This is a genomic window from Pseudomonas sp. 3HC3, from assembly GCF_044904505.1.
Lineage (GTDB): Bacteria > Pseudomonadota > Gammaproteobacteria > Pseudomonadales > Pseudomonadaceae > Aquipseudomonas > Aquipseudomonas putida_Y.
This window is the reverse complement of sequence record NZ_JADDRH010000001.1, coordinates 324,678-346,857: the sequence shown is the minus strand read 5'-3', so window position 1 is coordinate 346,857 and position 22,180 is coordinate 324,678. Positions and strand designations below refer to the sequence as shown.

20 protein-coding genes and 1 pseudogene are annotated in these 22,180 nt (G+C 64.4%); 1 reads left to right on the top strand and 20 read right to left on the bottom strand.

The genetic code is table 11. From position 1 onward, the window contains the following. Positions 1–2: 2 nt before the first annotated feature. Positions 3–275, top strand: coding sequence for a PAAR domain-containing protein (locus INQ47_RS01775; RefSeq protein ID WP_004574333.1), 273 nt, complete (start codon positions 3–5; stop codon positions 273–275). 258 nt (positions 276–533) lie between these two features. Here INQ47_RS01775 and INQ47_RS01770 read toward each other — a convergent pair. The 20 genes and pseudogenes from INQ47_RS01770 to mnxG all read right to left on the bottom strand — a co-directional run bounded on the left by INQ47_RS01770 (position 534) and on the right by mnxG (position 22,121). Beyond that, positions 534–732: pseudogene (locus INQ47_RS01770) on the bottom strand (hypothetical protein). Positions 733–800: 68 nt separating this feature from the next. Then, positions 801–1,652 (bottom strand): CsgG/HfaB family protein, encoded by an 852-nt coding sequence (locus INQ47_RS01765; protein ID WP_252459520.1) that lies wholly within the window; start codon positions 1,650–1,652, stop codon positions 801–803. Between the two features lie 34 nt (positions 1,653–1,686). Further along, a complete protein-coding gene (locus tag INQ47_RS01760; protein ID WP_003247970.1) occupies positions 1,687–2,100 on the bottom strand; it encodes a curli assembly protein CsgF in 414 nt (137 codons plus the stop codon). Further along, the gene (gene csgE / locus INQ47_RS01755; protein ID WP_101196051.1) at positions 2,097–2,498 is read right to left on the bottom strand and encodes a curli production assembly/transport protein CsgE; all 402 of its coding nucleotides are present in this window, start codon (positions 2,496–2,498) and stop codon (positions 2,097–2,099) included. The genes INQ47_RS01760 and csgE overlap by 4 nt, the downstream gene beginning before the upstream one ends. Then, positions 2,495–3,022 carry a type II secretion system protein gene (locus INQ47_RS01750; RefSeq protein WP_404700906.1) on the bottom strand — a complete coding sequence of 176 codons (528 nt, stop codon included), beginning with the start codon at positions 3,020–3,022 and terminating at the stop codon, positions 2,495–2,497. Before INQ47_RS01750 ends, csgE begins: the two co-directional genes overlap by 4 nt. Beyond that, positions 2,997–3,371 (bottom strand): type II secretion system protein, encoded by a 375-nt coding sequence (locus INQ47_RS01745; RefSeq protein WP_003247965.1) that lies wholly within the window; start codon positions 3,369–3,371, stop codon positions 2,997–2,999. Before INQ47_RS01745 ends, INQ47_RS01750 begins: the two co-directional genes overlap by 26 nt. A 5-nt stretch (positions 3,372–3,376) precedes the next feature. Continuing rightward, complete coding sequence (locus tag INQ47_RS01740; protein ID WP_252459517.1) at positions 3,377–3,856, bottom strand: type II secretion system protein; 480 nt, start codon at positions 3,854–3,856, stop codon at positions 3,377–3,379. Beyond that, the gene (locus INQ47_RS01735) at positions 3,853–5,718 is read right to left on the bottom strand and encodes a secretin N-terminal domain-containing protein (protein WP_404700905.1); all 1,866 of its coding nucleotides are present in this window, start codon (positions 5,716–5,718) and stop codon (positions 3,853–3,855) included. Before INQ47_RS01735 ends, INQ47_RS01740 begins: the two co-directional genes overlap by 4 nt. Next, positions 5,715–6,221, bottom strand: coding sequence for a hypothetical protein (locus INQ47_RS01730; RefSeq protein WP_252459516.1), 507 nt, complete (start codon positions 6,219–6,221; stop codon positions 5,715–5,717). Before INQ47_RS01730 ends, INQ47_RS01735 begins: the two co-directional genes overlap by 4 nt. Then, the gene (gene pilO, locus INQ47_RS01725) at positions 6,221–6,784 is read right to left on the bottom strand and encodes a type 4a pilus biogenesis protein PilO (RefSeq protein WP_103462565.1); all 564 of its coding nucleotides are present in this window, start codon (positions 6,782–6,784) and stop codon (positions 6,221–6,223) included. The genes INQ47_RS01730 and pilO overlap by 1 nt, the downstream gene beginning before the upstream one ends. Further along, entirely contained in the window at positions 6,771–7,313 is a 543-nt protein-coding gene (locus INQ47_RS01720) for a pilus assembly protein (protein WP_404700904.1), read from the bottom strand. The genes pilO and INQ47_RS01720 overlap by 14 nt, the downstream gene beginning before the upstream one ends. 1 nt (position 7,314) lies before the next feature. Further along, positions 7,315–8,094, bottom strand: coding sequence for a hypothetical protein (locus INQ47_RS01715; RefSeq protein ID WP_404700903.1), 780 nt, complete (start codon positions 8,092–8,094; stop codon positions 7,315–7,317). Further along, positions 8,078–9,751 (bottom strand): GspE/PulE family protein, encoded by a 1,674-nt coding sequence (locus INQ47_RS01710; RefSeq protein WP_404700902.1) that lies wholly within the window; start codon positions 9,749–9,751, stop codon positions 8,078–8,080. The genes INQ47_RS01715 and INQ47_RS01710 overlap by 17 nt, the downstream gene beginning before the upstream one ends. Positions 9,752–9,935: 184 nt before the next feature. Then, positions 9,936–10,469, bottom strand: coding sequence for a response regulator (locus INQ47_RS01705; RefSeq protein WP_021785608.1), 534 nt, complete (start codon positions 10,467–10,469; stop codon positions 9,936–9,938). A gap of 249 nt (positions 10,470–10,718) precedes the next feature. Beyond that, positions 10,719–11,360: a SurA N-terminal domain-containing protein gene (locus INQ47_RS01700; RefSeq protein WP_101196046.1), complete on the bottom strand. Its 642-nt coding sequence runs from the start codon at positions 11,358–11,360 to the stop codon at positions 10,719–10,721. 12 nt (positions 11,361–11,372) lie between these two features. Continuing rightward, positions 11,373–12,863 carry an ABC transporter substrate-binding protein gene (locus tag INQ47_RS01695; RefSeq protein WP_252459512.1) on the bottom strand — a complete coding sequence of 497 codons (1,491 nt, stop codon included), beginning with the start codon at positions 12,861–12,863 and terminating at the stop codon, positions 11,373–11,375. A gap of 104 nt (positions 12,864–12,967) precedes the next feature. Continuing rightward, on the bottom strand, positions 12,968–13,633 hold the full coding sequence (locus INQ47_RS01690; RefSeq protein ID WP_404700901.1) for an SCO family protein: 666 nt from the start codon (positions 13,631–13,633) through the stop codon (positions 12,968–12,970). After that, positions 13,630–14,286: an SCO family protein gene (locus tag INQ47_RS01685; protein WP_404700900.1), complete on the bottom strand. Its 657-nt coding sequence runs from the start codon at positions 14,284–14,286 to the stop codon at positions 13,630–13,632. Before INQ47_RS01685 ends, INQ47_RS01690 begins: the two co-directional genes overlap by 4 nt. Then, the gene (locus INQ47_RS01680) at positions 14,283–16,259 is read right to left on the bottom strand and encodes a cytochrome D1 domain-containing protein (RefSeq protein WP_404700899.1); all 1,977 of its coding nucleotides are present in this window, start codon (positions 16,257–16,259) and stop codon (positions 14,283–14,285) included. The genes INQ47_RS01685 and INQ47_RS01680 overlap by 4 nt, the downstream gene beginning before the upstream one ends. An 18-nt stretch (positions 16,260–16,277) precedes the next feature. Further along, positions 16,278–22,121 carry a manganese-oxidizing multicopper oxidase MnxG gene (gene mnxG, locus INQ47_RS01675; RefSeq protein WP_404700898.1) on the bottom strand — a complete coding sequence of 1,948 codons (5,844 nt, stop codon included), beginning with the start codon at positions 22,119–22,121 and terminating at the stop codon, positions 16,278–16,280. Positions 22,122–22,180: the final 59 nt, after the last annotated feature.

Sequence of the window (22,180 nt, the reverse complement as noted above, 5' to 3'; positions counted from 1 at the left end):
CGATGTCCAGAAAAGGCGCAATTCGCAAAGGCGACCCTCACAGTGGCGGAGGCCGGATGGGGGAAGGAAGCGGGATGGTTGTCAACGGGCGGCCGCAATGCATCCTTGGTGATCATGCGCCCTGCCCGCTTCATGGTGGGACATTTGCACTGGTATCTGGCGGTGATCGTGGTGTGCTGTGCAACGGTATTGCGTTGGTGTTCGAGCCGGCAGAGCTTGCGTGTGGATGCAGGGTTTCATCCACCTGCTCGGGACCTTACGCCAAAGATGAATGAGCGCGCAGCGGATCTTCGGGGGCTTGCTCCACACATTGTTTTCGGGCCAATTAATCTTTTGCCAATGCGCCCGCACCTGACGATCAGCGGAGCAACCCTCGATATCGGATCGGACAAACGAGGCGGATAAAGATAACCACACAGAAGTGGCCGGACCGAAACAAATGTGCGCGGGCTTGCCGCGCGAAGCGCCGCGCGGGCGGCGTTCGATCTCACAGGCGCCCAATCCTGATCGCCAAGCACCTGGACGCCCCGCCCTCAATCCTGCACCGCATTCCCGCGCCCGGCCAACGGTTGCCTCTCAACCCCATCCAGCAACGCCTCCACCACCGCCTTGGCCGAATCCAACCCTTGGCCAGTCCAGCGCCTTGAGGTTGGTCGCAAACGCCCCTTTCAGCAGCGTGGACAGGTGCACCAGCGCATCTTCGTAATCCACGCCCGAACGAACCGCGAACAACGGTGGATGGCTGCGTTATCGCGACACAAGGCCCACACATCGACCGCGCAGGAGCCGTTGAATATGCTTCAAGGCTGCAGATTCTGGCTCAAGAACTTGTCCACCGTGGCCTTGCCATCAGCTGGGTCCCCCGCCACCTGCCACAACCGCCGCTCGATCCCCTGCGCCAGCAAGTGCCCCACCGCCGCTTCGATCGCCGACAGCACGCACAACTGCGCCGGTTCATTGGTGGTATACCCCACCTCGGCTTCCAGCAGTTTCTTGAACTCGATGAACTTGAACACCCCGGCACTGCGCCCTACCGAATAGATGGTCTTGCTGGTCATCACGTTGGCCAGCACCTGCCCGGTGCGCACGTCCACGGCGCGCAGGTTGACGGTGACCTGGTCCACTCGGTACTCACGGGAGATGTCGATCCCCAGGTAGCGGGCACCTTCGCCGCCGCTGCGCACGTTGGTGTCGTAGGCGATGATGCCGCCTTCGAGCATCAGGTTGGCGGCCTGCAACGGTGGCAGCTCGCCCATGATGTTTTCCGCCACATCCGGCTTTTTCTGCGATGCACGGATGATCTTGCGCTCGGTCAGCAGGTTCTGCAGCCCTTCACGCTCCAGCACCACGAACCAGCCGCTGGCACTCAGGGCGTCCATCAACATGCTGGCCGCGCCCTGGGTGACGCTGGTGGAGAACGAGCTGGCCGGGTTGGGCTTGTACTGCCCGGTCTGGTCGCGGAAGCCGTACACCACGGCCATCAGCCGGCCTTTGGGCCGTGGCATGTTGATCAGGTCGTAGTAGGTCGAGGCCCGAGGAGTCAGGGTCGGGGTTTCCGAGTCCAGTTCGGCCGACATGGGTTCGCGCAGGCTGCAACCACTTTGCAGGCCCAGGGCGGTGAGGATCAGCAGCGTGCTCAGCAGACGTTTCATGGTGTTCTCTCCCCAACATAAAAGCCCTTCCCTCTCAGGGGTTCAGGCCGCTGACCTCAATGATCGAAATCTCTCCTGTGGCACGATCGGTGACCTTGATGCTCAAGGCCCCGGAATCGTCGATGACGTCGATGAGAAACGCATCGGTCGCCATGCTGCCGGTGTTGCCGTTGCTGATGTTGTCCAGCAACTGCGACAACATCCGTGACTCCAGCTGGTTGCTGAAGCGCTCTAGGGCTGTGGTGCCGGTAAAGGCCGAGGCACGGTCCTTGAGGTCCGGGTCGTCGTAGTCGTTCTGCGCCTGGGCGTTGTTCAACAGCCAAGTGCCGTTCAACGGGTTACCGCCAAAGGCCGGGTTGACCGGGGTGTACACCAGCTCGGTGGCCTGGGCAGCACAGGCGCTGGCCAGCAGGCAGGCGGCAATGCAACGTGGAATGCGGTGGTTCATAGCTCGTCCCTCTCCAAGTCGGTGGTGTCCTGTAGCAGGCGTTGCAGCTTGCGTTGAATGATCTGCTGCTTGACCAGGTCGGCGGCGGCGACGGCCTCGTCTTTGAGCTCGGTGGTGTTCGGTGGCAGGAACCGGCGGTACACCACTTCACGCTCGAACTCCACCGTCACCAGGCTGCCCCAGCGGGCATCCGGGCGTTCGCGCACCACCAGGTTGAAGTCCAGGCGGCTGGTGGCACGCAGGCGGTCGGCGAAGTAGTAGTAAAAGTCGTGGCCGATGTGCGAGATGGTGTTATCGACGATAAAGCCCTGCATCTCGTCTTCGGCACCCGCCTTGGCGCAGGTGGCCACCCCTGCCATCAGCAGCAGGCCTAGGCACAGCGCAGCCAGGCGCTTCATGGCGTGTCTCCCGGGCCCGCATTCGTCTGCACACCGCGTGCACTTTCGGTAAAGGCCTGCTCGGCGACGAACTGCCAGTCGCTGTAGTGTTCCAGCCCCTCGAACCCGCTCCATTCGGCGCTGAAGCCACTGCGCTTGAAAGGGGTGGCGTCCGAGCGGCTGTAGACGCCAGTGATACGGCCGTCGATCGAGCGCAGCAGGCCCCACTCGTCGCTGTTGCTGATCGGGTCAGGGTAAAGCCTGCGGATGTGCCGTTTGGCCTGCGGGAAGCGGTTGTCCTGTAGCAGGTCGGCCAGATCCTGGGGGTACTGGGCCAGCCCTGGCGAGGCGCGGTAGTAGCTGCGCAAGGCTTGGGCATACTGGCCGCCAACCCACAGCAACTGGCGTTCGCGGTCGCGCTGGGCGGCGCTCGCCCAGATCGTGCCGGTGGCGGCCAGGGCCACGCTGCTGACCGCAATCAGCAGCAGCACACCCAGGTAGGTGAAGCCGCCACTGGCCTTACCATTCAGCGAAGAGGCTGCCATCACGCGCCCTCCCTGTGGCACCGCTCTTGATATCGGCCACGCCGCCGGCCACGCCCTCGGGCGGTGGCACCAGCTGCCAGGCATCGCTGCGCTCGGTGATCGGGTCGACCGGCGTGTTGCGCAGGTAACGTTGTTCCACCAGTTGTTCCAGCGAATCGGGGTAGTGGCCGGTATCACCGTAGTAGTGGTCCAGCGCCTCGCGCAGCACTGCCAGGCTTTGACGCAGGGTGGCCTCGCGCGAGCTTTCCAGGCTGTTGAAGTAGCGCGGCATGGCAATGGTCATCAGCGTGGCGATGATCGCCATCACCACCAGCAGTTCGATCAGGGTGAAGCCTTTGCTGCGTTTCATGGCTGTCACCATTGCCCGTAAGGGATGTTGTTCAGGCCTTTGCCGCGGGCCCTGGAATACACGTCGAACACGTCTTCGCCTTCGCGCGGGTTGTCTGGGCTGCTGTCATAGGCGCGCAGGCCCCAGCCGCCTTCGTCTTCATCCTTTGCTGCCACCAGCGGGTCGTGCGGGATGCGCCGCAGGAAGTAGAACTTGGCGCCTTTGGCACTGCGCACATCGCGCACGCCCTCTACCAGCACCTGCAGGTTCGGCGGATAGCCGCTGGCATCCAGGCGCTTCTCGATGTAGCCGGCGTCGAAGGCCCGCTTGTAGGCATCGATGGCGTCGCGAATCTGGTACAGCGCCTCGCGCAGTTGCTGCTCCTTGCCGCGGCGTACCACGGTTTCGGTCAGCGGCGCGGCCATGCTGGCGAGCAGCCCGAGCAGTGCCAGGGTCAGCACCACCTCGATCAGGCTGAAGCCGTGCATGCGGCGCCGGGCTTTCATGGCCGTGGGCTCACGTTGGTCGGGACGACCGCCATCTGGCTGTCCACGACCGGTGCATCAGTGGCCGGCGCGTTACCGGGCATGTCCATCGGCGGCAGTGGCGCCATCTGGCGCACCTGCATGGCCGACTCGGTGCCCGTGGAGAACTCCATGTCCGACGGGCTCTGGTACGGCAGGTTGCGCACGATACGCGGGGTGATCGCCAGCACCAGCTCACTCTTGCTCATGTCGTCCTTGTTGCTGCCGAACAGCCGGCCCAGGCCAGGGATGTCGCCAAGGCCGGGGATCTTGTTGCCGCTGGCGTTGTGGTCGTTGCGCACCAGGCCGGCCAGCACCTGGGTTTCGCCATCATGCAGGCGCAGGCTGGTCTGCGCGTTGCGGGTGTCGACCTGAACCGGAATGGTGCCCTGGCGCGTGGCTTCCAGCGGCGTGGCATTACTCACCTCAAGCGCCACCTTGATCGCCACTTCGTTGTTCAGGTGCACGGTGGGCTGCACTTCAAGCTTCAGGCCGACGTCCAGGTAGGTGACGCTCTCGGTAATGACCGGGCCTTGGGTTGACGGCACCGAGGTGGCGCTGATGATCGGTACCCGCTGGCCGATGTGGATGCGCGCCTGTTCGCGGTTGCTGACACGGATCACCGGGCTGGCCAGGGTGTTGATGTCTTTGTCCTGGGCGTTGATCTTGGCCTGCGGCGACGGCGAAATGCTGATGCGGCCGGAGTCGATGCCCCTCAGTTGGTCGAGCACACTGACCGGTTTGCCGTCGTTGCTCAGCACACCGAAGGTGTTGGGCCATTGCAGGCCGAGGTCAAGGATGCGCGAGGTGGCCACTTCCATCACTTCCACCTCCAGCACCACCTCGGGGTTGGACTGGTCCTGCGATTGCAGCAGCTTCTCGGCCATGCGCACGGCGTCCGGGGTGTCGCGCATGGTCAGGGTGTTGAGGCGCTCGTCAACGAACACGTCGCGGGTCTTGAGCATGGTCTTGACCATGTTCAGCGCGGTGTTGGCATCGATGCTGGTCAGGTAGAAGGTGCGCATGACCAGTTCCTGGTAGTCCTTGGTCTTCTGCGGCGAGTCGGGGTAGACCATCACGGTGTTGTCGTTGACGATCTTCTGGCGCAGCTGGTTTTGCTCCAGCAGCAGCGCTATCGCGTCCTCGATGCGCACCTCGCGCACGAAGATGGTTGCCTTCATGTCCGGGCGCAGGTCCTTGTCAAAGATGAAGTTGATGCCGGCCACCTGCGACAGCACTTCGAAGATGGTCTTCAGGTTGGCATCGCGAAACTCCAGGGTTACCGGCCGCTCGAGCTTGCTGCGCAATTGCGGGTACGGCTGCGCGGTGCGTGCCTGCACGTTTTCGATGTCGCTGCGCAGGGTCATGCCCTTCTGGTTCTGCGGGTCCAGACGCAATACTTCGCGCATGTAGCGTTCGGCACCGAACAGGTCGCCCTGGCGCAGCGCTGCTTGGCCAAGCGCCACGCGTTCGTCCAGGGTGCGGATCAGCTCCAGCTGGCGAATGCCTTCCTGGGCACGGCGGTTGTTCGGCTCCAGGGTGAGCACCCGGCCATAGCCCATGCGGGCGTTGGCGAAGTCGTGACGGACGCGGTCGCTGTCGGCCTGGGTAATCAGGGCCTCGACAGCCGCCTGGCGGCTGTGGGCCAGGGCGATGTTCAGCTCTGTGTCACGCGGGTCGTCGCGCAACGCCTCTTCCAGGCGGGCGATGCCGGCTTCGTACTGGCCCTCCTTCATCAATTGATCGCTGTCCTTGCGTACCGCGCTGGAGCCGCAACCGGCAATGGCCACGCACAGCGCAACGAGCAGAAACGGAGCAGGCTTGCACAGCTTTGACGACATCATGGTGCGCTCCCGACAGACAAGGTCTGCGACTGGTGCAAAGGCAGGTAGACCAGGTTCAGCTCGCTGGCCGATACCCGATCGAGGCGATAGGTGTCTTCGATCACGTCGCCTTGGCGCACGACGTAGAGTTTTTCGCCGCTCTGCAGGAAGACCTGCAGGTCGTCGCGGTCACCCATGCGGCCGATGAATTCAAATGGCAGGGCTGGGGCGGTCGGAGCGGGTGCCAGTACTGGCGCGACGACCACGGGCTGTTCGATGACCGTGGCCAGGGCTTTGGGCTGGGTCCATTGCTGGGTTGGGAACAGGTCGCGGGAGGCCTGCTCCGGCCCTTTCGCGGGCAATCCCGCTCCTACGATGGGCGCAGCGCTTTCTGTTGCAGGAGCGGGTTTACCCGCGAAGGCCGCGACGCCATCGTCCTGGCCAAACCAATGGTCCGGTGCCCAGGCCAGTGCCGCGCTAACGCCGAGGAATCCGGCCCAGATGACTGCACGTTGTGTGTTCATCACGACCTCGACAGGTAAAGGGTCATACGCAGGCGGGCATTAAGCTCGCTGTCGCCGATGCGTTTGCGTTGCAGCTCAAGGTCTTCCAGCACCAGGGTCGGCAGTTGCTTGAGCAGGCCTTTGATAAAGCCGCGAATCTGCGGGTAGCTGCCGCGCACAGGCAGCACGATCTGATAGCGGGCCAGCTCGGTCTTGGGGTCGATGCCCAACGCGTATTCACCACGGGCCAAGCTGATGCGCTCGGCGCTGGCCAGGCGGTACAGACGCTCGATCAGTTCGCTGGCCTGGGGCTGCCCGGGCAGTTGCTGGCGCAGGCTGTCGAGGGCCTGCTGCTCGGGCTGGGCCGCAATCTTCAGCTCACCCCGCTTGACACGCCCTACCTGTACGCTGGCCTGCGCTTCGGTGGCGCGTAGTTCGCGTACGCTTTGCCATTGCGGCAGCACACCGGCACACCCCACACCAATGGCGAGCAGGCCTACGGCTACGGCAGCCAGGCCTACCGGGCCGACAACGCGCAGGCGCTCATGGAGGATCAGGCTGCTGAACGATTCAAGGGCGCGCATGGCCGGTCTCCCAGGTGGCGGTGAGGGTGAAGCGCACCGGGTGCTCGGGCCGCGCAGCGAGCACCTCGTGGTTGAGCAGCGACACGTCGCTGAGCTCGTCACTGGCTTCCAGCCGCTGGTGGTACTGCAGCATCGCTTCGAGGTTGCGCGCCTCGGCGGCAATGCGCACCTGGCCCTTGCGCGCATCCGGCGTCAGACCGAGCAGCGCGACGTCGTCCTGCGGCATGGCTTCAAGCATGGCGAACAGTTGCTGCCAAGGGCGTTGCAGTTGCTGCGACACACTGCGCATTTGTGCCAGGCGCTCAGCCTGCTCCCGGCTGGCGGCGCTGTTCCTGGGTTCGACGCTGGCCGGGCGGCGGCCCAGTTGCAGTTCCAGGCTATGGACGCTGGCTTCCAGCGCCACTTGCTCGGTCTGCAAGCGTTGCTGCAGCAGCACCAGGCCGGCGACCATGGCGCTGGCAAGGACGAGCAGCGACCAAACCAGCGGTCCGCTGCGCCGTGGCTGGAATTCCAGGTCGAGGCGGCGCATGTCAGGCCACCGCCCGCCACATGGCGCACAGCGGGTCGGCTTCAATGGCCGGCTGGCACAGTTGCACGGCCGCCAGTTGCGGCACGTCGCAGCGGCCCGGGGCATGCAGGTACACCCGTGGCAGGTGCTCGCCGTACAGCTCACAGGTACGCTCGATCAGTGCTTGCAGGGCCTGGTCGCTGTCAGCGCAGCCTTGTGCCAGCACTTGCTGCCAGGCACCGCCGGCGGCCAGCAGCAATACACTGCGGCGCGGCTCGGCCAGCACGAACAGGAAGTCACCCTGCTCCAGCTGTGAACAGCAGCGGTTGTAGGCAGCCATCAGGTATGGCTGCACCGAGCGCAGGCTCAGGCGGCTTTCCTGGCCCAGTGCCTGCAGCCGTTGCAGCAAAGCTTCGGGCAGTGCCGTGGCGATGCGGGCGGCACCGGCAGCCTCCGGTGACAGCACGATGCGCCAGTCGTCCAACGGCTGCCCGTAGAGGTTTTCGAAGCAAGCGCGGGCATAGGCGTCCAGCTCGCGAGGGTGGCCAATGGCGTCACTCCAGGGCACCAGGCAGAAGCGGCTGTAGCGGGCGGACAGCAGCACCCGCAACTGGGCACCACGCACCGCATGCTCGGCCAGCAGCGCGGCCAGCCCGTCGACGGCAGCATCCCAGGCCGGTTGGGTGGCGTCGCTGCTGAACGCGCGGCTGCCCAGCCATTGGTGGTGGTTCTTGTGCCAGCGACCCAGGCCGACACCCTCGGCGCCCACTACGGCGCAGTAACGGTCAGATGAATGTGACACGGTTGATCTCCTCAAGGGTGGTGCGGCCATCGCGGACCAGGTCCAGGGCCGAGGCCCGCAGCAGGCGCAGACCGCGCTGGCAGGCAAGCGTCTTGATCTGCGCCAGCGGGCGGCGCTCCACGATCATTTGCCGCAGGTCGTCATCCAGGTGCAGCAGTTCGGCAATCGCACTGCGGCCGCGGTAGCCACTGCCACGGCACTGGCCGCAACCCTTGACGCGGACGAACGTCCAGCCGGCCACACCCTCGCGGGTCAGGCCTGAGCCATACAGGGTGTCGTCATCGTGTTCGCAGGGCGTGGCGCAGTGCGGGCAGGCCAGGCGAATCAGGCGCTGGGCCAGCACCGCGTTGAGCGCGGAAACGAAGCTGTAGGGGTCGACCTGCATCTGGCTGAAGCGGCCAATCACGTCAAACACGTTGTTGGCGTGGATGGTGGTGAACACCAGGTGGCCAGTGAGCGCCGATTGCACGGCAATCTGGGCGGTGTCAGGGTCACGGATTTCGCCGACCAGGATCTTGTCCGGGTCGTGACGCAGGATCGAGCGCAGGCCGCGGGCGAAGGTCAGGCCCTTCTTCTCGTTGACCGGGATCTGCAGCACACCGGGCAGTTGGTACTCGACCGGGTCCTCGATGGTGATGATCTTGTCCACGCCATGGTTGATCTCGCTGATCATGGCGTACAGGGTGGTGGTCTTGCCGCTGCCTGTAGGGCCGGTGACCAGGATCATGCCGTAGGGTTCTGCAGCCAATCGACGCAGGGCGCGCAAGGTCTCGTCGGCAAAGCCCAAGGCTTGCAGCTGCACGCCGCTGACCCGGTCGGACAAGTCCTGCTTGTCGAGCACCCGCAGCACGGCATCTTCACCGAAGATGCTAGGCATGATCGACACCCGGAAGTCGATTTGCCGGTCGCCCACGGCCACCTTGAAGCGGCCGTCCTGGGGCACGCGCTTTTCGCCGATGTCCAGCTCGGCCATGACCTTGATGCGTGAGATCACCTGGTCGGCGAAGGCGCTGCCACTGGCCTTGCCAGCACCGTTGAGCACGCCATCGATACGGTACTTGATGGTCAGGCCCTGGCCGGTCATGCCCAGGTGGATGTCGCTGGCGTGCAGCTTGAGGGCGTCGTACAGGGTGGAGTTGACCAGCTTGACCACGCGGCTCTGGTCTTCGCTGATACTGGCCAGCGACAGGCGTTGCAGCGGGTCGCTTTCGCTGCTGGCTTCGGCGTCGTGGTCAAGGGCATCGACAGCGTGGAAGCTTTCTTCATGACGGGCCAGAAAGGTGGCCAGGTCGGCGGCGTGGGCCAGGTAAAGCGGCGCGCCTTGCAGTACATCGTCGACCCAGGCCAGGCGGGCGTGGTCGAAGGGGTCGGCGAACACGCCCAGCAGTTGGCCGCCGTGCTCGATCAGCACACATTCGCGCTTGATGCACTGGGCCAAGGCCAGCTTGTCGAAGCGTGGGGTGCTGGCCAGCAGGCTGTGGCTGTCGAGTACCGGATAATGCAGGGTCAGGCCCAGGCGCCGGGTGAAGGTGTCGGGGGTGTCGCAGGCCAGGCGTTCCAGGCAGTCGAGCAGGCGCTCGTCAGTGGCTTGCAAACGGGCCTGGGCCAGCAGTTCGCGGGGGTAGGCGGAAATTTTTTCTGGGTTCTTCGCGGGCATGCCCGCTCCCACAGGTACATCACAGGTCTGTGGGCTGCATACATCCTGTTGGAGCGGGCATGCCCGCGAAGACGTCGGTGCAGGCTTTGCAGATTCCGGGGTTGCATCGAATGCTTCTGGCATGGCCTGCGACTCCGCTCAGGGGCGCGTCGCAGGCTGGCTCTACCAGGGGGTGCGGGCGCCGCTATTCCCCTGTGAGCAGTTGATCGTCGTCGGGCTCTGGTGGCTTGGCGCCATTACGGCGGCGGTCGGCCAACACCCAGCTTCCATCGTACAACTGCAGGGGGAACGATTCGTTCCTGTTCTGGCGTCGTTCGACGAACCCTTCGGCCGGGTTGTCCGTGGCCCTGCGCCGGCGCTCGATGCCCAGCAGGTCGAAGATCGCACGCGCCAGTTCCATCAGTGGGAACGGCTTGAACAGGACGTGACTCACACCGAGTTCGGCGGCCCGCTCACGCACCTCGACGGTGGGGTGGGCGGTGATCAGCACGAAGTGGCATTGCCTGTTCTTGCGTACAGCCTCCAGAACCTGAAAACCTTCCATGTCGGGCAGGCGGTAATCCAGCACAACTACTTGCGGTGCCAGGCTTTCAGCCTGTTCGATACCACTGGCACCGTCGTGGGCAACATGAACTTCCAGGCCTTGCGCCTGCAGGTACGCTTGCAGGTTCTGCGCAAGAGTCTGTTCGTCATCGACTACCAATACTCTGTTCACCAAGGTCGACTCCCAAATACTGCCCGGTTCCCCGGTCTGCGAAGTACGCCCTTGTAGAGACTTGAGCAGGCTTCGTGCCAGGCGTGAATAGTCATGTTGCACCACTGTAAGCCACTGATTTTACTAGGGTGCCGGCCAGTAACCGACATACGCTGAGCAGGCGCACCCCACCCGTTCCCCACAAGCGGGGAAAATGATGGCACATTGCCAAGTCTTAATTCCCCAGGATTGGGGCAAGCGCCCTCAACGGTCTCAGTTGGCGATCTCCACTTTGGCGGACTCGCGCAAACGTTGGCGCACGGATTGGCGCGCCTGCGCCTCCCGCTGACCGATGAGCGTTGCCCTGGCCAAGGCCAGGCCTTGTTCGCGTATGACCGATGGATTATCACTTTGGTTCTGCGCTCCTTGCAGTCTCTCCTGATTGGCATCATAGAATGCCTCCACTTCGCCCTGGCTCGGCGCGTCGACTGCGCTGAGCTGGGCGTACACCTGCTGGGCCGCCATCTCATGCCGGGTGTATTCAGTGTACTGTGCCCTATCGAAGCCTGCCTCTGCCAGCCGCCTTTCGAATAACGCCGGGCTGCCAAATGCCGCCTCCATTTCACCAATCTGCGCCGACACTTGTTCATCGCTGATGGCTATGCCTTGGCGTTGCGCTTCCTGCCACAACAGCTCCTTGTCGATCAGCTCGTCCAGCGCTTGGTCACGCAGGCGTTTGTACAGGCCTGGGTTGCGGATGCTGGTCACCGCACGACCCTGGGCGTCCAGGTACTCGCTGAAGTAGCGCTCCAGGCGCATCAACCCGATCTCGACACCATTGACCCGCGCCGCCGGCACATCGGCCCAGCTCGCCCTGGTCAGCACCAGCAACAGGCACAACCATACGATACGCATGACAACCTCCGCTCAAGGGCTGACCGGCACTGGCCGGTAGGGGGTGACCGCAGTAAAGCGCGGCCCGGGCAGGGTCACAGCCACCACGTGGGCACCTGCCATGCCCTGGCGGCGACCAGGGCCAAAGCCCAGTGCCGGGGTCAGGCCGGTGGGCACATCGTGCAGGCCTTCGAGCGCAGCAATCAGTTGCTCGCGGCTGGCATCACGACCAATCTGCTTCAGCGCTTCGCTCAGCAGGCGCAACGCGCACAGCGTATTGACCTGCAATGACGCCTGGCGCGGGTCCAGGCCCTGACGCTGCTGCAGCCCGGTCAGCGCAGCCAGGCCTTGCTCGGTCCAGTCCTCTGGCACGTAGGGATAGGCCAGAAACAGCCGTTGCGACCACTGCGCCGGCAAACGCGCCACAGCGCCGGCTACCTGACTGGAGGCGGCAAACAGGTAAGGCTCGCGGCCGGCCACCTGCAACGCCGTCGCCAACTCGGCAAAGGCCTGGGCGCGGCCAAGAAAGACGATGCCCTGCCCGTCCACGGCCTGGCCGTCGAAAGCCTGGATAGCGGGTGGCGCCCAGCCCTGCTGACGTAAACGCTCGCGTACCTGCTCGGCCAAGGCTGCGTGTTCGTTACCGGCAAACACTACACGTAACTCATCCGGGGCCAGGCCCAGCGCTCCACGGGCATGCTCTGCCAGGCTCAGCAACTGCTCGGGCAAGCCAGGTAGCGGGTCGAAGATCTGTTCGCTGCCGCCGCTGCGCGGGGTGCTGCCGACCATCGGCACGTTCTGTGGCGCCAGCAAGGTCGTCAGGCGCTGGTCGAGCATGGGCGCCAATGGCGCGATCAGGGCAAACACCCGCTTTTGCTCGAGCAATTGTTGCAAGGCGCGTTCGGCACTGACCGGGTCGGCACCTGGGTCAAGCACGACCAGTTCCACGCGCCGCCCGTGAATGCCGCCTTGTTGATTGAGTTGATCCACGCCGTCTTCCAGCACCGCACGCACTACCTGCCCGGCCTCGGCCAACGGACCGCTCGCGGGCAGCAGGGTGCCAAGGCGCAGCACGCCCTCCTCCACACCAGGGTCGCGTTCTTGCGCCAAGCGCTTGAGATAGGCGGTGAGGTTGCGCTGGTCGGCCAAGGTCAGTTCGAAGCGTGGCATGGCCGGATCCAGGCGATTGCCAGCCGGGTCAATGCCCTGCTGGATGGCCCGCGCAAGGCTGCTGTCGGTATAGGCCGGGTAGCGACGGCCGTTGGCCTCACGCATGCCCTGGCCGAGTGCCAGGCGTTGCCAGTCGAGGCCGGGGGGGCGCACACCGCCTTCGGCTCGGCCACGGCCGTCGTTGCCATGGCAACTGGCACAGGGCAGCACGCTGGCGGGGACTGTGATATCGCTGGCGCCCACCCGGGCTTGCAATTGAGCATCGCTACTGGAAACGCCCTCACGGTAAAGGCGTTTGCCGGCTTGTTCGTGGTCGGTCAGGTCCAGGGCCAAGGCTGAGGTCGAAGATGCCATGCCAAGCGCGCATGTGAGCCATATCGCAAGCCCTTTCGCGACGCAAGGCCGCGCCCGCAAAAGCTGATGCCACAGAGGCCAATTCCCCAGGCGGCCCATGATACTCACCGACCGGCCAGCGGCTGGGTCAGCAGCTGCATGCGCTGGGCAATGGCCGCTGGCGGTGCATCCGGGCGAATCTTGCTCCAGCGTTTACCTGCAACATCACCGGCAATCAGCTGCGTCGAATGCTGCTCGGGACTCGGCAGGAACTGCCCTATACGGCCAAGTACCAGGTCGACGTTGGCCTTGTCGCCAGTCAGGAACAACCAGTTCGGCCCATCCACCCCCTGCTTGGCGGCGAACGCCTTCAGCACCTCGGGGGTGTCGTTCAGCGGGTCACTGCTGATCGACACGAAGGTCACCTGGCCGGCCAGCGCTGGCCCCATGGCCTCGCGCACCTCGCGCAGCTTGCGGGTAATCAGCGGGCAGGCATCGGTGCAGTGGGTGAAGATCACGTTAAGCATCACCACCTTGTCCTTGAGCACGTCACTGTAAAAGCGCAGCTCGCGGCCATTCTGGTCCTTCAGCACGGTGTCGGTGAACCAGGTCTTGGCGTCGCGTGTACCGCCACCACTGGCCATCGCCTGCGGTGCCGGCTGCGGCTCGGGGGGTTGCGGCGAATGGCCTTCGTGGGCGAACGCCACCGACGTGAGGATCCACAGGCAGCCACCCAGCACCAGCCAGTCGAAAGCACGCATGCCAGCGCGGTGGGCGGTAGCAGTGCTCATGGTTGCACCTCGTGATGGTCGGCGATGGCGGTGCTCTTGGCATGTACCCGGCGGGCACTGAGGCGGTTGATCTCCTCGATCAATACAGCCGGGTCGGTGAAGCCGTAGTAACGCGTCCAGTGCCCGCTACGCCCGTCACCCACCAATATCAGCGGCGGGTGCTGGCTGAGGTCGGCGTTGAAGCTGCCCAGCCCTTTCAGGGTTTCAGTGATGGCGTATGGGGTACCGGTCAGCCAGCTCCAGCCCGGCCCTTTCTGGAATGCCTTGGCATAATTTTGCAGGCGCTTGGCGTCGTCACGCTGAGGGTCAACACTGATCGACACCATGCGAATCTCCTCGCCTACCCGGCCGCCCAGTTGCTGCTGGACCTTGCCCATGATCGACGACACCACCGGGCATACCGTGGTGCAACTGGTGTAAATGAAGCCCATGACCACCAGATGGTCATTCACCAGGTCTTTCTCCAGGCGTACCGGCATGCCGTCCTGGTTCAGCAGGGAAACATCGGCAAAGCGCACGCTGGTCTTTTCCTGATGCGCCGCCGGCGGTTGCCCGGCGTGGCCGTCATGGTCGTGACCGGCGTGGGCCATTGCCAGGTTGCTGGCAAATGCCAGACTCAGGGCCAACAGTGTGCAAGCATGCTTGGCGTTCATCGCACATTCCTCACGTCAGTCTGGGAAGCATTGGTTGCAGCAGCCGGCAGGACGCGCAGGCTGGTGTAGTTTTCTTCGGCAAACTTGCGCCCCAACGAGGGCGACTGCACATGCAGGTACCAGGCACCGGCCTCAGGGAAGTTCAGCGCCGCCTGGTAGACCCCCTCGCCCACCTCTTGCAACTGCAGGTTGCGCGGCATCGACGATGGCGCCAGGAAGTAGCGCAGGCTCAAGTCGTTCAGGCCCAGGCGCGGCTGCCCGTCGTCACCGACAATCCGCACTCGCGCAGTGAAGTCACTGTGCTGCGGCAGCGGCTGGTCGAGGCCGATGAACTCGGCACGCGCGCCTTTGGGTTTGCTGGCATTGGCCCCTGCGGCCACCTCGGTGCTGAAGCAATGAATGATTTGCGGCTGGTTGAGCAGGAAGGCCACATCGAACTTGCCGGCGATGGGCAGCTTCACCGTCGAGCCATACACGCCGGGGGCCACTTCCCGCAGGCTGCGGTCAACGACGAGGGCGGCGCGAGCCTGGTGGCCGCGGTTGTTGTAGCCGGACATCGGCGCATTCATGCCTTCGGTGTAGAAGTAGGTGTTGTTGTCCACCGGGTTGACCACGAACACCGAATTGTCATCACGCGATACCGACAGCCCTTGGGCCAGTGGCAGGTCACCGGCCTGGCGCGGCGCTGCCGGGCCGGCCTCGAAGCTTTGCACGATTGGCGAGCGCCCCTCTCCCAGGCTGGCCAGATTGATCATGCTCACTCTCGGTGAGGCCAGGCCCCGCACGTAGGCATAGCCTTTGGTGAACGTCAGCTGGTACGGTTCGGCCGCTACCGGAACGTGGTGGATCAGCTTGTCGGTACTGGCGTCTATGACCAGGGCCTGGTTCTCCAGAGTATTGAGCACGATGCCGTAGCGGCCATCCTGACTGAAGCGCATCGGCCCCAGGCCCTGCTCGGCCTGGACCGTGTGGCGCAACTGGTGGCTGCGGGCATCGAACACCCTTACGCTGCCTTCCTCACCATCGACCACGTACACGGCCTGGGACAGCGCCGAATAGCTGACCGACAGTGGGTGCGGGCCCACCTTGATGGTCTTGGCCAGGCGCATTTCCGGGATGTCGATGACACTCAGGGTGCCGCTGTCGCGATTGCTGACGTAGGCATAGCGCGAGTCGGCGCTGAAGGCGATTTCGTGGTGCCCGGTACCGGTGTTGAAGTGTTTCAGGACGCTGCGCCCCGGCACGTCGATCACTGTTACCCCGCCTTTGGCCGGGTCGCTGCTGTTGTTGCCGACCCACAGGCGAAGCTGGTCCGGCTGCAGGGCCACGCGCAGCGGCTGGTCACCGGCATCCAGGTCGGCCACGCGGGTGAAGGTCTCGGTATCGATCACCGAAACCTTGCCCCGCTCTGGTATCGACACGAAAACCTGCTTGTCATCGCTGATGGCCGCCCAGTCCATGGGCCGGCCTGGCAGCTCGATGCGGGCCATGGTGCTGGTCACGCCCCCCACCGACACCGTCGGGTCGATCACGGTGAGGCTGGCGTCATTGTTCAACATCAGCAAGAAGTAGCTGTTCAGGTCGAGCAGCGGCCGGGCCCCAATGCTGCTCTTGAGAAACAGCGCAACCCGCGCCTTGCAGCTCTGCTCGCGGTCCCCCGCCGGGGCCGACTGCACAGGGTCGATCCAGGCCCCCGGGGCCATGCCCGACAGCGGTTGACCACTGGTCTGGTCGCTGAGCTTGAAGCGGATATTGGCGAAATCGCCCTCCTTCAGTTCCCCTCCGGCCAATGGCCGGGCCTCGAACTCCACGGTTACGCCGTCCCGGCTGAGCCGGTGCAAGGCCTGCGGATTGGCCCGTTCCTGCAACAGCTCGCGCGGGTCGCACCATAGCTTTTCGTACGCCACGCCCAGGCCGATCAGCGCCACCCCCAACACTACCCCCAGGTAAGCAGGGCGAGTCTTTTTGTTCATGCTCGCGTTCCCCTTCCGTCACTGCGCCGGGGCCGTTGCCGGCGGCGCTTCGTTGGTCACCCGCAAGATCCCCCACAGCCCCGAAAGGTTGCCGTAGGCGGCATAGTCGCGGAACAGGTAGTCACCCGCCACCGCGTTGGCACCGCCGGCACTCGGCAGCATGAAGCTGAAGTGCGCCGCTGGCAGTACGCTTTCCTGCGCGCCGATGTACATGGCCATCGGGTTGTAGCCAAAGCGCACCGAACCGATACCAGGCATGCTCATCGGGTAACCGTCCGCATCGCTCTTCTCGGCCTGGTAGTTGTGCAGCGGCCATACGTGCCCGTCCAGTTGGTAGACCATGCCGCGGCTGCCACCACTGGGCATCACGATATGGTTGCGCACCGGTTGCCCTGGCTTGGCGTACAGCACCGGGGTTTGCGGGTCGCCACCGACCAGGGCGTTGGCGTAGGCCATGTGGGCGTTGGGTACATCACCAAAGCCCAGGCCATTGGCGCGGCCGAATGGCGAGTCGGGCGCCATGCCGAAGCGCAGCCACAACGGTTCGGTCTTGTAGTTGACAGCCATGTTGCCGTTGTCTTGCGGGTCACCGGCAGCGCCGTTGCCTTCAACATTGATACCTTCTACCGGACGACCGTCGGCCCAGCGCATGTTCAGTGCGCGCTGCCACACCGTGACGAAGTCGCGGTAGTCCGGCTGGCCACTGACCTTCACCGTGGCCTGGGTACGGGTCGCAGTATCCTCGGTCCAGGTGGCGGTTTGCGGCAGGATGCTCATGGCACCCACCAGACCTTTCTGCGGCTGTTTGATGAAGTCTGACGGGGTCAGGTTGAGGCCACCGAACTCGATAGGCGTGGTCTTGATGTTGTCCACTGTGCGGCCCAGTTGCGACACCGGTTTGCCTTCACGCTCCAGGTGGCCGGCGTAGTACTGGTACTCCTTGGTAGGGTAAGCGCCGCTGGTGCCGGCACGCGGTGGCACGGTCTGCACCGGGTTCAGGCCAACGTTGGCACCGTCGGACTTGGTGATGTCGTAGGCCAGCAGCTGCGCATGCAGGCCCACGTGGCTGGACGGCCGCATCAGGTTGTTGGCAAACGCGGTGGAGCCTTCGCTGTCGAAGCGGTCACGCTTGACCACGTTGTGCATCACTGCAGTGCTCGACAGGTCTGGCATCACCAGTGGCAAGCGGTTCTCCAGGGTGATGCTGATGCAGTCGCCGGCATTGGCGCGCAGTACCAGGGGCTCTACCGGAATACCCGGCTTGAGCTTGCCGGTGGTGGCATCGAGGTCAGCCTTGCGCACGTACAGGATCGCGGTCGGGTCATGCAGCGGCGCACTGTGGCCACCGATGGTGAAGGTCGCCCCATCTTCAGGGTCTACCCCACTGACCAGCGGGATGGCGGTTTTGCGGCTGTTGAACACCAGGGTGCCACCGTTGGCCTTGAGCGCGCCTCCGACATGCTGGCCGATGCCCGCCGGGTCATTGATGCTGACGCCGTTACGGTTTTCAAGGATGTCGTTGGCCAGCGCCGCGACGATCTCGTAGTTGCGCTTGACCGTGGTGCGGGTGCCGATGCCGTTGGGGTTGGCCGTGGTTTTCGGGCAGATGCCGTTAAAGTTCACGGTGTTGCGCATGGCCACCGGCTGCGGGTTGTTGGGCAGCGGGAACAGGTCGGCACGCTGCGCGGTGTAGTTGCGCATGATGCCCCAGATACCGTTCCAGTAGCCTTCCAGGGCGGCGTCCAGCGAGTACAGGTAGTCGCCGTTGGTGGCTGCCGAACTGGAGATCATCGACACCGGCGCCATGAAGCCCAACTGCTCGGAGATGCCGATCATTTGCGACGACTTCCAGCCCGAGTTGGAGCTGCTGCCAAAGCCAGAGCCATTCTGCAGCCATTTCACGCCGTGCAGGGTGACGTTGTGCTCCTCTTCATGGCCACCGGCGTGCATGCGCAGGCGCACGTTGTCACCGGAATAGGTTCGCAGCAATGGGGTGAACGGGTCGCCCGGCTCGGCGCCGGCCGTGTTGATATGTGGCGGGAACAGCGTGGTGCCGCCGGTGGGGCCGACTGCCGAGGTGATCGCCGATGGCGACAGGTTCATCGCCGGGATAGCGCGGTCGGTACGGGTTTGCAGAGCATAGCTGAGGTCGCCGGCCAGGCCGTCGGCCTGCATGCCACGCTTGCCGTCCGGGCCGACCTTGTTCGGGTCGTACACGCGCAGGGCCAGCGGCTCGTTACGGTAGTTGACGACGAACATCCCCGGGTCATCCACCGAGATCGCCTGCGGGCATGGCCGGCTTGGGCAGCCAGGGTTGATCCCACCACGTTCCTCGACGATGGCCTCAAGCAGGCTCGACGCCTTGCCACGCACGGGCGGGTTGATGGCATAGCGGAAGCTGTCGGCGGTGGCCGGGTACGACTGGGCATTGGGAATGCCGTCCGGCCCTGCGCCTACATACACGCCAGCTTCATAGGCATGCTGGAAGTCGCTGTACTCCAGGAAGAACTCGCGGTAGCTGTCGTTCTTGCCGTCGCCATCGTGGTCGCCGGTCTGGATCACCGCCTGCCACGAGGTCGGGCCGCCGTCCTGGCGCGTGGCCGGGTTATACAGCTGCTCGCCGGTTTCGGCGTGGTACCAGGTGGAGCCGGCCGGTTCGGCCAGCACGGTGGCATACAGGCCCACTTGCTGGTGGGTCGATGGGCCAAGGTGGTCATGGGTGAAGATGGTGCCCAGGCCGCGGTCGACGTTATGCACGTTCACCAGCGGGTCGGCGAACCAGCGCTGCATGGCTGTACGTGCGCCCAGCCAGTCGGCGCGGCCAAAGCGGCCGAAGTACGGGTGCTGCCTGGCTTCCGGGCAGGCAGCAGTGCCATCGCGGCTATCACCTTCGGTGCAACCGTTATAAGTACGAATGGCATGCACGCGCTCGACCACGCTACCGGGCGAAAGAATGCCGTCTTCGTAGTTCCAGCCGTTGGCCGAACCGTCGGCGGCGGTCAGGTCCCATTTGGGCAGGTGGATGTGCTGGCCGATCACGTCGGTCGGGGTGCGCACCTGGTAATCGTCCATCTCATAGATGTTCGGGATCAGGTTGGTGTGCTGGTACATCGCGCAGTCAAAGGTGTTCATGCGCATCACCAGCGGCTCTGGTGGGCGCTGCTTGGTAATGACCGGCCAGGCGTCCTCCCACAGGGCGATGATGCGTGCCTGCGGGAAGTGGTAGCCCACTTTGTTGTACACCGCGTCGAACTGGATGTTGGCCCCTTTGTAGATGCGTGGGCGGTCGGCAGTGAAGGCCGAGGCGCCACGGAAGTTCACACCCGTCAGGCTCTCTCCACTGTTGAACTCACCGAGCCCGGAGGACTGCGTCAGGCGTTTTCCACGGTCATCCATGCAGGGCTCGTAGTACGGCGCACCCGCAGTCGGCAAGGCGCCGTTGGTGCGGAACGCCTTGGCCACTGGCTGGTTACCGGGGATCAGTGCATAGCTGGGGTGTTCACCCATGGCGTGGAACTGCATGGCTGCCTGCTCCACATCGGTGCCCTCCTCAGGCAGGTAGATGGGCTTGGCCTTGTGCACGACCTTGGTGAAGTCCAGTTTGGTGGTGGTGGTATCCGCTACGCCACCGGCGGACACACCGTCCAGTGCATGGCGGCCAAGGCCGCCGTCCCAGCCATCGACCTGGTTCGCATCCAGGTTGGCCCACAGGGCTTTACCGCTGTCTTTCAGTTGCCGGGCCAGGGCCGGGTCGAGCATGTCCAGGGGCGGGGTTGGCGGGCGGTTGCCGACGCTGCTTTCCATGCCGCCGATCCAGAACGGGTAGCCTGGGTTTTTCAGCGTGCCGTCGGCATTGCGGTTGGCCTCGGTGCGGTCGACCAGCGCCAGCGAGCCCACGGCCTTGCGCACGGGCGCCTCACTGGCGTGGTCGTCATCATCCTCGTCTTCGTGGTCATCATCGTTGGCGGCGACCAACGCCTCGGAGAGCTTGGGCACGACCACGACTTTGCCGGGCATGGGCGCCATGGCCTTGCCGGGCAACGGCACGATGGCCGGAATCGGCGTACCGGCAATGATCTCGCCATCGGGCAGGGCCCGGGCGCCAACGGCCGGCTTACCGCTGCGCAGGGCGAACGGGGTACTGTGGAAACCATTCTCGCCCTGCCCGCTTACCTCCAGGCGCGTGCCTTCTTCGAACACGTCATGTACCCGCCACATGGCCCACATGCCCTGGGCGAAGTGCGGGTAGAAGTGACAATGGTAAATGGCATCGCCGGCAACGCGGTTGCGGTTGCCCGAACCGCCGTTGGCGATTTCGTAGGTGTAGCCGACGCCGGCGCCGATGCCTTGGGCATCGATGTAGTCGGAGTTGTCGTCATTGGGGTTGAACAGCCACTGGTGGCCGTGCAAGTGGAAGATGTGCTGCTCGTGCCCGTTGTGAGTGTTGCGGAACTTGGTGAAGTCACCGATATAGCTGTGGTGCACGTTGGCAGGCTCTGAGGGGTAAAGGGCCATGCTGGCCTTGACCCCGACGGCACTGGCCGGCGGCACTTCGCCCGGGCGGATGTGTTCCAGGCCGACGTTTGCCGGTACATCCACCAGGGTGCCGATATCGCCAACCGTGTGGGCGCTGAGGAAGAACTCTTCATAGGCGCACGACAGGCAATCGTGCATCGGGCCCACCCCCAAGCGGTTGGCCACCACTTCGGCGCCCATGCCACCAGAACCGTAATTGATCATGAACGCATCGCGCGTAGGCTCCAGCACATGGCCCATCACCGGGTCGGCCCAGTAGCCAGGGAAGGCCTGGGTACCGGCAACCTCGTCGGCGAACTGCGAGGCGAAATCACGGAACGCCTCCAGTCGGTTGGGCAGCGCCGGGTTGCGTTTGCCCGTGCTTTCCAGCGGGTAAGTGGCGCCGGGGAAGCTGCCGTCGGGGTTGGGCCCCATGACGATGGCATCGGTTTCGCTGCTGATGATCTCGTTGCCGTTGACCATGGCAATGATCGGTTTGCCGGCCTTGCCTTCGGCGATCCACGGCTCGACGTGCGGATAACGGGCTTCGTAGTCGATCACGGGCTGGCCGGTGGCAGTTCGACCGGTGGTGGCCAGGCGCATTTCTTCTTCGGTGAGGGTATTGCGGTAGGTACGACCCAGTTTGGGCACCACTACCACCTGGCCGAACAGGCCATTGGAGACGTTGCCCGCCGTGCCCTCGCCGCCGAACGTAGCGGCTTTGCTGGTGGCGGCAAAGGCGCCTTCGCGCTCGGCATACAAGGTGTAGCTGCGGGTGCTGCCGGGGCTGACGAAGAAGTTGCCGTTGCGCCCGGTATAGGCGGAAATATCGGCAATGCTGTTCACCGCCTGCATGCCGTTGACCTGGAAGCCGACCATGCGCTCGGCGACCTGTTCGTCGGCGACAAAGCCTTCGCCGCCTTCGTTTTCAACCTCCGGCGCCTCTGCGTCACCCTCGGGCACTTCGGCCTCGATACCGTGTTTGTTGGGGTTCGCCTTGTAATCCAGCAGGTTGGTTAGGTTGACCGTCAGGCAGTCACCGGCAGCCACACGCAGCACGATAGGCCGCGGGCGCTTGTCCGGGCGCAGGGTGACCTTGCCCGGTACTGCGGCCCCGCCCTTGCTGAGGGGGACCTGCTTGTCGTCCACCACATCCTCACGAAGGGCAAACATCATGCCGTTGGCATTTTGCGCGCCAAGGCGGTTGAACATCAGTGGCTGATCCAGTGCCACCACGTTGGCGACCAGGGTGCGCTGGCACTGCACAGCCGCCTCGCTGGTTGCTTCCCAGCCAAGCAAGGCCAGTACAAGTGATGACAGGATGGGGCCTTTGAGCGGCGTCGACATGCTGCACCTCCGGGACACAGGATCTCTGCGAGGAGCTGGAGCAAGGTGTGTGCCAGAAG